Genomic DNA, 13,011 nt, shown 5'->3' on the forward strand with positions numbered 1-13,011 from the left:
GGATGAAGACGAGCAAGAAGATCGATCTTTGGTTTTGGGGTGTTGGCACCGTCGCCGTCTTGGACAAGCTGGCGGGCGATCAGGAGCGCGCCCGGATGCTCATTCCAATTCTCTTCATGGCTCTTTTCGCATCGTACATCGCAGAACTTATCGAGCGGCAAGACTGAACGGCGGCAACACGAGGAACATGACCATGGCAAGCAATGAACGTTGGTACGCTGTCCGCACCAAGCCAGGAACGCAGCGAATGGCACGGCCGCTGCCGATTGCAGCGAACGCGACTGAAAAGGAGAAGGAAGCCGCCGAGCGCCGGAAGGGCGAGAGCATCATCGAGCGCCAGCTTAGGCAGAAGGGTATCGACGTCTATATGCCGGCGTCATGGCTGCGTCTGAAGCACCACCGCACCAACAAGATGATCGAGCGCCGTATCCCGTTCCTCGTCGGATACGCTTTCGTTCACCTGCCGGAACTTGAGTTCGAAAAGGTGCGTGGTGTCGAGGGCGTTGTCTGCATGCTGTCGGCGTCACGTCTTTCCGGGCCGGTGCAGTTCCCGGAGAGCCTGATCGCAAAGCTCATGTTGGCGGAATTCGACACCGCCCAGGCGGAGCAGCAAGCCGGCTGGCAGGAGATGGAGAACCGCCGCTTCAAGCGCAGTGAGCAGCTTCGCGGTCAACTCAAGAAGATCCTGCCGAAGGGGCGCGTCCGCACTGTCCCGCTTCGCGACTGGGCCGATGTCGTCATTGATCGCATGAGCGAAGGCGCCCAATCGCAGGTGAGGGCACTTATCGACAGGTTGGACAAGCTTCAAGCCGCCGAGACTCTTGCGGAGATCGAAGAAGTCGCTTAATGTTACTGCAATCTTTGGTGATTTGTGGCTGTTCTGATCGCGGACCTCGATTAACGAGGGAATACACGCCGGGCCACGGGGCGATTTTCACCGCGCCCCGCCGTGGAAAACTATTGCCAATTTTCTGTCGGTGTAGAGCAGTCCGGTAGCTCGCCAGCCTCATAAGCTGGAGGCCGCAGGTTCAAATCCTGCCACCGCAACCAGTTCACCTCTGCGGGTGAAGCGCCAGAGAGCCCGCCCCGGTCTGTCACCCGTTGGCGGGTTTCTCATTTCAGGAGAGAGCGATGAGCGGCTTCCTCGGCTTCAGGCTCCATAAGGGTGAGCCGAGCCATCCGACCAAGCTGAGAGCGTACACAGGAAGTCTCCTCAACAAGGCCAGCAAGACTGAGGGCCTGAACAACTACACAGATCACCAGATCGCGCGGTGGTATGGCGTCTCTTTCAGGCTCTCATGGTTTCTCGGCTTCTGGCGCTTTGGCGAGACTTCCTATCCGTCCGAGCAAGGACCTTTGCCCCGCTGATCTTCCCGCCTAACCCTCCACCCCAGCAGAAAGGAACCAGGACATGACCCTCTCCGAATTCAAAGCATGGTTTGAAGGCTTCACCGAAGGCATGGCTGGCACTCCGGATGCCGACCAGTGGAAGCGCATTCAGGCGAGGGTGACAGAGATCGACGGCGTCGCGGTCACCAGGACGGTTTTCGTCGATCGCTACCTCCCGGCCTATCGTCCGTACTGGGCCAGCCGCTTTGATGTGTCCGGCATCTCTCACGGTACGATGTTGCTCTCCGCGGGCGAGCCCAGCGGCTTCGAGAGCCACAACGCCATGCTTGATCTCGGGAAGGCGGAATTCTCGTCCGCCCTGTCAGCCCGAAGTATCTGCTAATCCCCGCATACCCGAAACGAGAGCCGGGCTTACGTCCGGCTTCTCAGCCAGAGTATTTTTCTGAAAGCCGCGCACTTTCCTCGCGCGCCCTTTGATGCGCAGCCTCTTCCCTCACAAAGCGGTGCTTGCGCTCAGGTTGATTGCGCTCTTCCACAATCACTACCCAGTGCGCCTGTTCTTTCTCTACGCCAATCACGAACGGCGGCACGTCGTCCATCCTGCCCTCCCAAGGTTAGCCCATGCCAGTCCTGAAAAATGCCCGGCATGAGAAGTTCGCGCAATCTTTGAATTTAATCAAAGGAAATCAAAATGGCCCGTGGCGGTAAACGTGACGGCGCTGGCCGCCCGGCCGGGGCTCTCACACAGCGCACCAGAGAGGTGGCCGAGCGTTCGCTTGCCACAGGCATGTCGCCGCTCGATGTGATGCTCGAAAACATGCGGCACTTCCAGCAGGTGGCACTCGACGCCGAAGCAACTCTGGAAGGACTCACGGCCGAGGAGTTCTCCGACAAGGTGCCGAGTGACGCCACGCCCGAGCAGCAGTTCAAGTTTCTCCTCGCTGAGGTGAAGAAGACAGCCGGGCTTCGCCAGATGGCGCAGGATGCCGCCCGAGACGCCGCGCCCTACGTTCACGCCAAGCTGGCGTCTGTCGAGCACTCCGGCCCCAACGGATCGCCGATCGCAATCAGCGTCTTGGCAGAGGATGCCAATCTGTGATGCATGGAACCAGCAAAGCTTACGGAGAAGCAGCGAGAGGCTAACCGTCTGCTGGCCGGCCCGGCCCGCAACATCATGCTCAGGGGCGGGTCTCGCTCTGGCAAGACGTTCGTTCTGGTGCGTGCGCTAATTCAGCGAGCCATCAACGCGCCAGGTTCTCGCCATGTCATCTTCCGCTTCCGTTTCAACCACGCCAAGACCTCGGTCTGGTCCGATACGCTGCCAAAGGTCCTATCGCTCTGCTTCCCGTCACTTAAGGTAAGGTTCGACAAGACGGATTTCTATGTCGAGTTGCCCAACGATTCCGAAATCTGGATCGGGGGCCTCGATGACAAGGAGAGGGTCGAGAAGATCCTCGGCCAGGAGTATGCCACTCTCTATTTCAACGAGAGCAGCCAGATCCCATGGGCGTCAGTCGAGACGGCAATGTCTCGTCTGGCCCAGAAATGCAAACTGGCGCCGGCGATCGCTTTGGCCACTGGCCGCGCGTTCCTTACGCTGAAGGCATACTTCGACTGCAACCCGCCATCGAAGCTCCATTGGAGCTACCAGATGTTCCGGGCCAAGATGAAGCCAGGCACCAAGGAGGTGCTGGCCAAGCCTGAAGACTACGTCGAGATGCAGGTCAACCCTGCAGACAACGTCGATAACCTGCCGGCGGAATACTTCGACGTCCTCGCATCGATGTCAGCAGCCAAGCGGTTGCGCTTTGAGGCAGGCGAATGGGCGAGCGATGTCAGCGGCGCACTTTGGGCGCTGGAGGATCGCAAGGCGCCTGACGGCAAGACGATGCCGGGCATAGACAGCCTGCGCGTTGCCTCGTTGCCAGAAATGCGCCGCATCGTCGTATCCGTAGACCCGTCAGGTACACGGGGAGACGGCGCCGGGGACGATATCGGCATCGTCGTCGCGGGACTCGGCATAGATGGGCACGGATATGTGATCGAGGACGGGACGTGCCAGATGTCGCCCGAAGGCTGGGGACGACGAGCCGTCGATCTCTACCACCGACATGAAGCGCATCGGATAATCGGCGAGCGTAACTTCGGCGGCGACATGGTTAGATTCACCGTCTCCACCGCTGACAAGAAAGCGGCTTTCAAGGAAGTGGTCGCAAGCCGCGGTAAGGCCGTCCGAGCCGAGCCGATCAGCGCACTTTATGAACAGGGTAGGGTTCATCACGTCGGGGACTTTCCCGATCTTGAGGACCAGATGTGCAATTTCACGCCCTCTGGCTATCTCGGGGAAGGTTCGCCTGACCGAGCCGACGCACTTGTCTGGGCGCTGACAGAATTGATGCTTGGGGGTTCCACCTTCTCGCTCGACAACCTTTGAGGAAGCCGATGGGGAACATTCTCGCCTTCGCTCGTGATAGCCTCACGAGCCTGGTGTCCCGCATGGGAACCGACCGAGACAAGGCCGCGACGACCTTCTACGCTCATACGGTGATGACGGACGATCAACTGATCGCCGCCTACAGCACTGCATGGCTGCCGCGGAAGATCGTGGACATTCCGGCGCTCGACGCCTGCCGCAAGTGGCGCGGCTGGCAGGCGAAGAAGCCGCAGATTGAGGCGATCGAGGATGAAGAGAAGCGCCTGAACGTCAAGGGTAAGGTGCTGGAGGCCATGAAAAAGGCCCGGCTCTTCGGCGGCGCGGCGCTTTACATCGGCACGGGCGATGCCGACGCGGCGAAGCCTCTGGACGTTGAGCGGATCGGCAGGGGCGGCATCCGCTACTTGAACGTGATCACGCGCCGCAAGCTGAGTGCAGGCGAGATCGAGCGCAACCCGGAATCTGAATGGTACGGCAAGCCGAGGGACTACACCCTCTCGGGCAACAACGGGCAGCAGGTTGTCATCCACCCATCGCGCCTGGTGCTGTTCTCTGGCGCGATGCCAGCCGATGACGAGATCTCGACGAACGTTTGGCAGGGCTGGGGCGACAGCGTTCTTCAGTCCACGCTCGACGCGATCAAGAATGCGGACAGCACGGCCGGCAATATCGCCTCCCTCGTATTCGAGGCGAAGGTCGATGTCATCCGCATCCCAGACTTCATGGCTTCATTGAACAACGAGGTGTATCGCTCGAAAATCATTGAGCGTTATACGCTCGCGAACATGTCGAAGGGCATCAACGGAACGCTGCTTCTCGACAAGGAAGAGGAATATGACACCAAGAGCGCATCGCTCGCCGGCCTGACTGATATCCTCATGGCTTTCATGCAGATCGTGTCCGGTGCTGCCGACATTCCGGTAACGCGCCTCTTGGGGCAGTCGCCCGCCGGCATGAACTCGACCGGCACGTCGGACATGAAGAATTACCACGACCGCATCCAGTCGATGCAGGAACTGGAGCTTCAGCCAGCCATGGCCCGTCTTGACGAATGCATCGAGCGATCGGCCGGCGTGGTTGACCCCGATGTCCACTATCGCTGGGCTCCTCTGGAGCAGATGAGCGAGAAGGAGCGGGCCGATATCTTCAAGATCACGGCCGACGCCGCTCGCCAGCTCGTTGGCACGACGGCCGGCCAGGAAATCGTCCCGCGCGAGGCTGTTTCCGACGCTCTCGTCAATCGGCTAGTCGAGGATGGCGTTCTGCCTGGCCTCGACGCTGCGATCGAGGAATACGGCAAGCTGAGCGAGCAGGAGCCGTCAGACGATGAGCTTGCGGCTGCTGCCGCAGCACAGGCCGCGGCAAAGCCGAACAACGTGACGCGCATGCAGGCAGCGGCGAACGACGCCGCGCCGCGCACGCTCTATGTGCGACGTGACGTCCTGAACGCCGCCGAGATCATTGCATGGGCCAAGGGGCAGGGGTTCAAGACAACGCTCCCGGCCGATGACCTGCACGTCACCATCACGTTCAGCCGCACGCCCGTCGATTGGATGGAAATGGGCTCGACATGGGAAGATGAGGTCAAGATCCCGCGCGGCGGTGCTCGCCTGATGGAGAGGTTCGGCGAGGCTCGCGTCCTGCTGTTCAACTCGAACATGCTCCGCTGGCGCCATGACGAGATGGTCGACAAGGGCGCTTCATGGGATCACCCGGAATACCAGCCGCACATCACCATCAGCTACGATCCGGGTTCCCCTGATCTTGCCGATGTCGAGCCCTATCAGGGTGAGATCGTGCTTGGGCCAGAGCGCTTTGCTGAAATCTATGAAGGGACAGCCCAAAGCATCGCAGAGAGTTAGGACTACTTACTCCAGCAGTCTATGACACTCTGATTCGGGACAAGCAGATGTCTCATACGAGCATTGCTAGCGGCGATGACAATGAGACTGTCATTTTGAGAAAGTATTTTGTCGACATACTGCTGAAGCTGTTCCAGCGTACCCCCATAGCCCACGTACCACACGGTTTCGAGAACGCGATGCACGCATGGCCCGAGCTTCTTCAGGTGTGCGTCCATTTGTGCGTGTGTGGGGTTGGGACCATTCAGATCATAAGAAACAAAGTAGTTAGCCATTACACCCTCCAATTTTCTTACGCGACTTTAGAAGAGCGCTAAATCAACCCAGAGTCGAGTCCGGCTGAGGACTATCAACATGCAATTCACCGACGCTGTAGCGGTGTCCGGCACGCGTCGGACGGCCGATGGATACCTCGTTGCCGAAGCGCGGTCGGTTCGCACCGGCATCCAGCTTTATGCCGGCAGTGAAGTCGGCAAGCCGGAGCTGTCGGTGGTGCGGGTCTATCGCCCGGCTGATCAGGTCTTTGCCGATGCCAGCCTTCAGAGTTTCACGCACGCCCCGGTGACGATGGATCACCCGGCGGAAGCGGTCACGGCCGACAACTGGAAGCAGCTCGCCGTTGGTGAGGTCAGCACGGCCGCCAAGAAGGACGGCGAGTGGGTGCACCTGCCGCTGATACTGAAGGACGCCGCGGCGATCCAGGCAGTCGAAACCGGGAAACGCGAGCTGTCCGCCGGCTACACCTGCGAACTCGTGTTCGGCGACGGTGTCACGCCTGAGGGCGAAGCGTTCAACGCCACCCAGACCAACATCAAGATCAACCACCTCGCGATCGTCGATCGGGCGCGGGCTGGTTCAAAGGCTCGCATCGGCGACGGTGCGATTTCGTGGGGCGCGGCCCCTGTGACCAATGATCAGCAACCCGAAAAGGAAAAGATCATGACCCTGAAGACGGTTACCGTCGATGGCATCCCGGTCGAAGTAACCGACCAGGGCGCCACGGTCATCGCAACGCTGCAGCAGCGGCTTGCCGACATGGCCAAATCGAAAGACAAGCAGATCGACGACGCCTGCAAGCAGGTCGAGGCGAAGGACGCTGAACTCGCCAAGAAGGACGCCGAGATCGACGCCCTGAAGGCCAAGGTGCTCGATGAAAAGGCGCTCGATGCCAAGGTGCAGGCCCGTGCGGATCTGATCACCGTCGCCAAGTCGATCGCCAAGGATGTCAAGACCGAAGGCCTGACCGACGCCGCCATCCGCAAGGCGGTCGTTTCCGCCAAGCTCGGTGATGCCGCGATTGCCGGCAAGCCTGACGCCTACATCGACGCGCGCTTCGACATCCTTGCCGAGGAAGCGAGTAAGAACCCAGATCCGTTCGCCAACGCTGTTCGCGACGGTGTCACCACCCCGGCCACCATCACCGATGCCAGCAAGGCCTATGAAGCCATGCTGCAGCGTGATCGCAACGCCTGGCAGGGCAACCAGAAGGAGTCCGCATAATGGTGTTCCCGACCGTCTCCTACTCGCGCGACACGCCGGCCGGTTATCCCGGCATGATCGCCACCACCGAGCCGCACTGGATCACGTCGATGATCGTAGGTGCTTCTTCCGGTGACATCCCCTTCGGCCGCGGCGTGATCTACGCCACCGCCGAAGACACTGTCGCGCTGCCAGCGGCGATCGGTAAGTTTGCCGGCGTGGCTGTCGTTGACCGGACGCTGCCGTTCGCCAACGGCGAGGTCTACAAGCCGCTCGACCAGATCAGCGTGATGAAGACCGGCTCCATCTGGGTCACGGCGCTCGTCGCCGTCGCGCAGGGCGACCCCGTCTACATGACGCCGACCGGGACGTTCACGAACGTCTCCAACTCGTCGGCAAACCAACTCATCGAAAATGCCGAATGGGCAAGCGTCACGAGCACCACGAACCAGCTCGCACGTCTCCGCCTTGGCGTCACCAAGTAAAGGAGAACGAGCATGTTCACGACCGACGCGCCCGCTCTGGCGCTGAACTTCCTGCGCACCGCGCAGAACTACATCGAGCCGGGCATCTACGCCCGCGAATACCCGGACTTCCAGTACCGCGAGCTGGTGCCGGTCGACAACACGGCGCCAGACTGGACGACGCACATCGACTTCTTCTCGATGGGCGATGACGTCGGCCAGGCCCGCGAATTCGCGCCGGATGGCGACGACATCCCGTTCGTCGACTTCAAGCTCGATAAGGGCGACAGCCGCGTCTACATGGCCGGCATCGGCTACCGCTACAATCTCCAGGAGCTTGCCCACGCTCAGGCGTACGGCATTCGCCTTGACGGTACCCGTGCCGATGCTGCTCGCCGCAAGTACGAGCAGTTCGTCGACAATCTGTGCTTCCTCGGTCGCTCGAAGCTCGGCCTCGCCGGCCTGCTGAACTCGACCTCCGTTACTGCGCTCACCGCGCCCAACGGTGCAGGCGGCACGGCGACGTGGCCCACGAAGACCGTCGACGAGATCGTCAAGGACGTCAACGACGTGCTCGGTGTCGTCTTCACGGCATCCAACGGCATCGAGCAGGCCGACACGCTCCTGCTGAGCCAGGATCGCTATGCCTACATCGCGACCCGCCGCCTCGACGCGACGCAGACGACGACGATTCTGGAGCACATCCAGCGCGTCAACATCTACACCATCCGCACCGGTCAGCCGCTCAAGATCCGCGCCGTCTTCGGCCTGGAGACGGCCGGCGCTGGCAACACCCAGCGCATGGTCGCTTACCGCCGCACGCCCGATGTCGTGAAGGTGCACATTCCGATGCCGCTCCGCTGGCTGCAGGCGGAACAGCGCCTTCTCAAATACGAAGTGCCGGGCATCTTCCGCTTCGGCGGCGTTGAATGGCGCCGGCCGGGTGCCGCTCGCTACCTCGACGGGATTTAAGGAGAACGCTCATGAGCAAGCTCACGATCAAGAATACCCGTCCCGGCGGCTTCGGCATTCCGGGCGGTCCCGTCATCGAGGCCGGCGCTTCGCTTGAGGTCGACCAGGCAGACTGGGAAACCGTTGAGGACCATCCCGTCGTCAAGGCGTGGGTGGACGCTGGCCACCTCACGGTCGAAGGAGAGCGGACCGCCAAGGTGGCGCCCGAGGGCTCCGACCAGCCCAAGACGGCACAGGAGGTCCTTGCGATGGCCAATGACCCGGCGGTCCAGTTCATGACCTTCAAGTCGGCGGCCGCGAAGCTCCTCGGCGACAAGATCCCGGCGAAGAAGGACGAGATCATCGCCGCTCTCGAAGAACTGGCAACCCAGCCCTGACAACTTACCCGGCAGGCAACTGCCGGGCGATCACCAAGGAGAAAGACATGGCCGGATACGGTACGAGAGCGGATTTCACGACCTACGCGACCGCGGCCGGCTATGTCTTCCCTGATGGCACGACCGATGCCCAGAAAGACGCGGCGATGCAGCGCGGCTCTCTGGTGATCGATCGGTATGAGCCACGGTTCAGCGGGCGCCGCACCGGCGGGTTTGCCCAAGAGCGGGCGTGGCCGCGCACCGGCGCCACCACTTATTACGGCGAGGCGATCCCGGCTGACGTTGTGCCGGTCGCCATCGTCAACGCCTCATACGAGGCGGCATTCCTCGAACTTACCAACCCCGGCAGTCTGTCGCCTGTGGTTACAGGCAACGCCGCGGTGAAGCGGGAGAAGGTCGGTCAGCTTGAGGTCGAGTACGCCGCTTCCTCGTCGACGAGTATTGCCGACATGATCGCCATGGCCACGCCCGTCGTCACGACGATCGAGGGGCTGCTGTGGCCGTTCCTCGTGCCGGTGCTGCCGGCTATCGCGGTGGTCTGATGCCTGATGCTCTCTACGCCCGCCTACAGGCAACAGCCGATCGGCTCATCAAGAAGTTCGGGCAACAGGGCACGGTGACGCGCGTCGCGCAGTCTGGCCCAGCATATGACCCGGTGCTGACGCCGACGGATTATCCGTGCCAGCTCGTCGTGATGGAATACGAGGATCGCGCCGTAGATGGCACGCTGATCCTGCGCACCGACAAGCTGATCTACATCGCGACGCATGGCCTCAGCATCACGCTCGATCGGGCAGACACGATCAACGCTGGCGGGCAAACCTTCGCCATCGAGAACGTCAAGCAGATCAACCCGGCTGGGCTGGTCGTCTATTACGAAGTGCAGGGCAGGGCCTGATGGCGAAGCGACCGTCGCAACGCAACCATATCCGGGGGCTTCTCGACGAATTAGAGCCGGAGCTTCGGAAGGCATTCGAAGAGAGCATCGACAACCTTAAAGCTGGCGTCCGGCTGGCGGAAATCGTCACTCGGCTGGAGGAGCGTGACATCGAAGGCGCCATCCGTGCCATGGGTATCGAGGCGTCGGCCTACCGCCCGTTGAAGAAAGCAACAGAAGCTGTGTTCGAAGCCGGCGGCGATGAGGCAGCAAAGCGCGTTCCCCGCGTCACTGAGAGCAACGGATCGACCGCGCTGTTCCGCTTCGACATTGAGCATCCGACCGCGGCGCAGGACCTGAGGCTCTATAGTTCGAGGCTGATCACTGGCGATCTCGTGCCGGATCAAATCGATGCGATCAGAAATACACTCGCCAATGGCATCCAAATGGGGCGGGCGCCGCGCCGAACCGCGTTGGATATCGTGGGTCGTCAAAGTGCGGTGACGGGTCGTAGGGAAGGCGGGATCATCGGCCTCTCTTCGCGACAAGCTGAGCATGTGGAAGCGTTTCGGAGGCGTCTATCTTCCGGAGATCCGTCCGAGATGCGGAAGGTCTTCGAGATGACCCGGCGCGACAAACGGTTCGATGCCACGATCCGATCCGCGATCAAGGCCGGAAAGCCAGTCGACCAAGCCACGATTGATAGGATGGCGGGTCGCTACGCAGACCGGCTCCTATTGCTCCGAGGCGAGACGATAGCCCGCACCGAGACGATGACGGCCTTCAACAAGGGCCAGCTGGCAGCAATGCGGCAGGCGATAGCGGAAGGGCGGGTGAGCGAAACCATAATCACGAAGGTCTGGCACGCGTTTATCGACAAGCGCACGCGCGACAGCCACCTGCATCTGAACAACAAGGCCGTCGCCTTTCGGGAACCCTTTCGAGCCATCTCGGGTGCCGAGCTGCAATACCCCGGCGATCCCAACGGAGGCGCTTCCGAAATCATCAACTGTCGCTGTTGGATGGAAACCAAGATCGACTTCCTTGCGGATATTGACTGATGGCCGGGCCGACAACGGGCATTTTCACCCGATCCGGCCGGGCGTCCCAAGGACAGGCGCGGTTCGCAAGCGATGTCGACGAGTGGGTTCTGCAGACGAAAAAGCGCATGACCGCTGTGTTTCGCCTGTCCACCCAGAAAATGATCACCATCGCGCAAACGACCGTGCCTTACCAAGATGGCTTCCTGCGAGCATCCATGGTGGTTCTGGTCAACCAGAGCCCGCCGCCGGCCACCCGAAGGGAGGAGGACGGCATGGGGCCATATACCCAAGCCTATATGCAAGTGGCGATTGCCAACGCAGCGGCCGGAGACCGCATTCTTGCAGCATACACGATGGAATATGCGAGGAGGCTGGAATACGGCTTCGTCGGAACAGACAGCATGGGGCGTTCGTACAACCAGCCACCGGTCGGCTGGGTTCGTCGGGCCGCTGCGCAATGGAAAGCAGTTGTTGCCGAATCCGTGGCTGAGGCTAAGGCTCGTTCCCCCTCGAAGGCTCAATTATAGCGTTGTTGCGCTTCTCGGCTCTGTCTGATGCGGCGAGAAACCCCGCCTGAAGGGTCGCCATCGCGCGACGGGCGGTCTTGAGCGTTGTGTCACCAAGCTCTGTCTCCGCCCTGTCAGTGCCGAGCGCAAGCAACGCCACGTGCAGGCGTTCATAGACCTCATCATTCGTCAGCGGCGGCTTTGGCATGAAGGATTGATATATGGCGACGTCCATCGACGCAATCATTCTGGCGGCGTTGCTCGAACACCTTGAGGCAATCGATCTCACCCCGGCCTTGGATATCGCCATGCCTGGGGTGTCGTTCACGCCGCCGGTATACGACGGCAATGGAGCGGACTACCGAAAAGGCGACCCTAAGCCATATCTGGCGGCATGGTTCATGCCGGCAAAGACGAACCGGGTAACCATTGATGTTGGTCCGCAACAGAAACTTGGCGTTCTCCAGGTCTCGGTGATGTGGCCCGCGAACAAGGGGCAGGTGAAGCCGCTCGACGTGGCGGGCGCCGTCATCGACCACTTCAACAACCGATTCTTCCTCGTGTCCGGCGTTCGCATCACCGTGATTGACGAGCCTTGGTTGGCGCCTCCTGTGCAAAGCGCAGACCAACTGAATTTCCCTGTCACCATCAACTACTCGGCGTTCGGGCCGGAAATCGCACCATAGAAAGGATCAAGGCATGTCTACTTCCGACATCGGCCACATCATCTACATGAAGGCCGGGGCGCCGACGGCGTTCACCGAGGCCGCCTATGAAACGCTGTTCACCACCTCGCCGATCAAGATCAACGGTGTCGTGTCGATTGGCCCGGTTGGCGGCACGAATGCCGTGATCGACATCCCCGACCTCGAGAGTGGCTGGGTTATGGCGGCCAAGGGCGCCAAGACCGGTTCCGAGACCGCGATCGCACTGCGTGAGATCAAGGGCGACGCCGGCCAGACGGCGGTGAAGGCCGCTGCGGTCGAGGGCGAACACAAGCTCTATAGCTTCAAGATCGTCGAGCCCGACGCCTCGGGTGAGGTCGAGTACATCACCGGCATCGTCTACAACTGGCAGCGCAACGAGCGTTCCACGACGAGCTATGCCGGCTTCACCTTCTCCATCCGTGCCAACAGCGACAGCGTCGTCGCTGACGCGCCCTGAGGTGATCCATGGACTTCGGTCAGTTCGATAGCCGGAAAGCATCCGAGACGCCGCGTGCGCTCCACCTCAAGCACCCCGGCACGGGTAAGCTGCTCTATGATGGTGTGGACGCAAAGGGCAATCCCGACGAGGCAAAGCCCTGCCGCGTGCTCGTTCTCGGCATCGAGGGCGAAACGGGCCAGAGCGCCATCCTCGAAAGCCAGCGCGCCCGCATGAAGCAGGAGCGCCCGTCCGGCGAGCCCGTCACCATCTCCAATGTGCACGACCAGATCGTGAAGGAGATCGCCCCGCTGATCGTCGGGTTCGAGAACGTGAACCGCGGCAGCAAGGCAGCGACTGCGCCGGCTGACGTCGAATGGTTCCTGAACCTTCAGATCGTCAACGGCAACCGGGCGCAGCTTTCGTTCGCCGAGCAGGTTCGGACCTTTGCAACGGACCGGGCCGCGATCCTGGGGGAAGGGAACGCCAGCTAGTCCTTGCCGC

Annotated in this window: 19 protein-coding genes and 1 tRNA gene; 19 read left to right on the plus strand and 1 reads right to left on the minus strand. The window is 61.2% G+C overall.

Annotated elements, in window-relative coordinates; genetic code table 11:
• Positions 1-2: 2 nt before the first annotated feature.
• The 5 genes from MUU55_RS11155 (at position 3) to MUU55_RS11175 (ending at position 1,732) form a co-directional block, all read left to right on the plus strand.
• The gene (locus tag MUU55_RS11155) at positions 3-167 is read left to right on the plus strand and encodes a hypothetical protein (protein ID WP_244760800.1); all 165 of its coding nucleotides are present in this window, start codon (positions 3-5) and stop codon (positions 165-167) included.
• Positions 168-247: 80 nt separating this feature from the next.
• The gene (locus MUU55_RS11160) at positions 248-847 is read left to right on the plus strand and encodes a transcription termination/antitermination NusG family protein (RefSeq protein WP_244760801.1); all 600 of its coding nucleotides are present in this window, start codon (positions 248-250) and stop codon (positions 845-847) included.
• A gap of 125 nt (positions 848-972) precedes the next feature.
• Positions 973-1,050: transfer RNA gene (locus MUU55_RS11165), tRNA-Met, on the plus strand.
• Positions 1,051-1,131: 81 nt separating this feature from the next.
• Positions 1,132-1,368 carry a hypothetical protein gene (locus MUU55_RS11170; protein ID WP_244760802.1) on the plus strand — a complete coding sequence of 79 codons (237 nt, stop codon included), beginning with the start codon at positions 1,132-1,134 and terminating at the stop codon, positions 1,366-1,368.
• Positions 1,369-1,411: 43 nt separating this feature from the next.
• Positions 1,412-1,732, plus strand: coding sequence for a hypothetical protein (locus tag MUU55_RS11175; protein WP_244760803.1), 321 nt, complete (start codon positions 1,412-1,414; stop codon positions 1,730-1,732).
• Positions 1,733-1,775: 43 nt separating this feature from the next.
• On the opposite strand, the gene MUU55_RS11180 is transcribed toward MUU55_RS11175, so the two are convergent.
• Positions 1,776-1,949, minus strand: coding sequence for a hypothetical protein (locus MUU55_RS11180; RefSeq protein ID WP_244760804.1), 174 nt, complete (start codon positions 1,947-1,949; stop codon positions 1,776-1,778).
• Between the two features lie 92 nt (positions 1,950-2,041).
• On the opposite strand from MUU55_RS11180, the gene MUU55_RS11185 reads away from it, so the two are divergent.
• The 14 genes from MUU55_RS11185 (at position 2,042) to MUU55_RS11250 (ending at position 13,001) form a co-directional block, all read left to right on the plus strand.
• Positions 2,042-2,449, plus strand: coding sequence for a hypothetical protein (locus MUU55_RS11185; RefSeq protein WP_244760805.1), 408 nt, complete (start codon positions 2,042-2,044; stop codon positions 2,447-2,449).
• A gap of 3 nt (positions 2,450-2,452) precedes the next feature.
• The gene (locus MUU55_RS11190; protein WP_244760806.1) at positions 2,453-3,784 is read left to right on the plus strand and encodes a phage terminase large subunit; all 1,332 of its coding nucleotides are present in this window, start codon (positions 2,453-2,455) and stop codon (positions 3,782-3,784) included.
• 62 nt (positions 3,785-3,846) lie between these two features.
• A complete protein-coding gene (locus MUU55_RS11195; RefSeq protein ID WP_244760807.1) occupies positions 3,847-5,646 on the plus strand; it encodes an anti-CBASS protein Acb1 family protein in 1,800 nt (599 codons plus the stop codon).
• Between the two features lie 354 nt (positions 5,647-6,000).
• The gene (locus tag MUU55_RS11200; protein WP_244760808.1) at positions 6,001-7,146 is read left to right on the plus strand and encodes a DUF2213 domain-containing protein; all 1,146 of its coding nucleotides are present in this window, start codon (positions 6,001-6,003) and stop codon (positions 7,144-7,146) included.
• Complete coding sequence (locus MUU55_RS11205; protein ID WP_244760809.1) at positions 7,146-7,610, plus strand: structural cement protein Gp24; 465 nt, start codon at positions 7,146-7,148, stop codon at positions 7,608-7,610. Before MUU55_RS11200 ends, MUU55_RS11205 begins: the two co-directional genes overlap by 1 nt.
• 12 nt (positions 7,611-7,622) lie before the next feature.
• Positions 7,623-8,561 (plus strand): DUF2184 domain-containing protein, encoded by a 939-nt coding sequence (locus MUU55_RS11210; protein ID WP_244760810.1) that lies wholly within the window; start codon positions 7,623-7,625, stop codon positions 8,559-8,561.
• Positions 8,562-8,572: 11 nt separating this feature from the next.
• On the plus strand, positions 8,573-8,938 hold the full coding sequence (locus MUU55_RS11215) for a hypothetical protein (protein WP_244760811.1): 366 nt from the start codon (positions 8,573-8,575) through the stop codon (positions 8,936-8,938).
• Positions 8,939-8,985: 47 nt separating this feature from the next.
• A complete protein-coding gene (locus tag MUU55_RS11220; RefSeq protein WP_244760812.1) occupies positions 8,986-9,480 on the plus strand; it encodes a DnaT-like ssDNA-binding protein in 495 nt (164 codons plus the stop codon).
• Entirely contained in the window at positions 9,480-9,836 is a 357-nt protein-coding gene (locus MUU55_RS11225; RefSeq protein ID WP_244760813.1) for a hypothetical protein, read from the plus strand. Before MUU55_RS11220 ends, MUU55_RS11225 begins: the two co-directional genes overlap by 1 nt.
• Positions 9,836-10,876 (plus strand): phage minor head protein, encoded by a 1,041-nt coding sequence (locus MUU55_RS11230; protein ID WP_244760814.1) that lies wholly within the window; start codon positions 9,836-9,838, stop codon positions 10,874-10,876. The genes MUU55_RS11225 and MUU55_RS11230 overlap by 1 nt, the downstream gene beginning before the upstream one ends.
• Positions 10,876-11,385 (plus strand): hypothetical protein, encoded by a 510-nt coding sequence (locus tag MUU55_RS11235; protein WP_244760815.1) that lies wholly within the window; start codon positions 10,876-10,878, stop codon positions 11,383-11,385. Before MUU55_RS11230 ends, MUU55_RS11235 begins: the two co-directional genes overlap by 1 nt.
• Positions 11,386-11,585: 200 nt before the next feature.
• The gene (locus tag MUU55_RS11240; RefSeq protein ID WP_244760816.1) at positions 11,586-12,050 is read left to right on the plus strand and encodes a phage tail terminator-like protein; all 465 of its coding nucleotides are present in this window, start codon (positions 11,586-11,588) and stop codon (positions 12,048-12,050) included.
• A gap of 13 nt (positions 12,051-12,063) precedes the next feature.
• A complete protein-coding gene (locus MUU55_RS11245; protein WP_244760817.1) occupies positions 12,064-12,528 on the plus strand; it encodes a hypothetical protein in 465 nt (154 codons plus the stop codon).
• An 8-nt stretch (positions 12,529-12,536) separates the two neighbouring features.
• Positions 12,537-13,001, plus strand: coding sequence for a hypothetical protein (locus MUU55_RS11250; protein ID WP_244760818.1), 465 nt, complete (start codon positions 12,537-12,539; stop codon positions 12,999-13,001).
• Positions 13,002-13,011: the final 10 nt, after the last annotated feature.

It is taken from the genome of Shinella curvata, assembly GCF_022899935.1.
In the GTDB taxonomy this organism is placed as follows: Bacteria; Pseudomonadota; Alphaproteobacteria; order Rhizobiales; family Rhizobiaceae; genus Shinella; species Shinella curvata.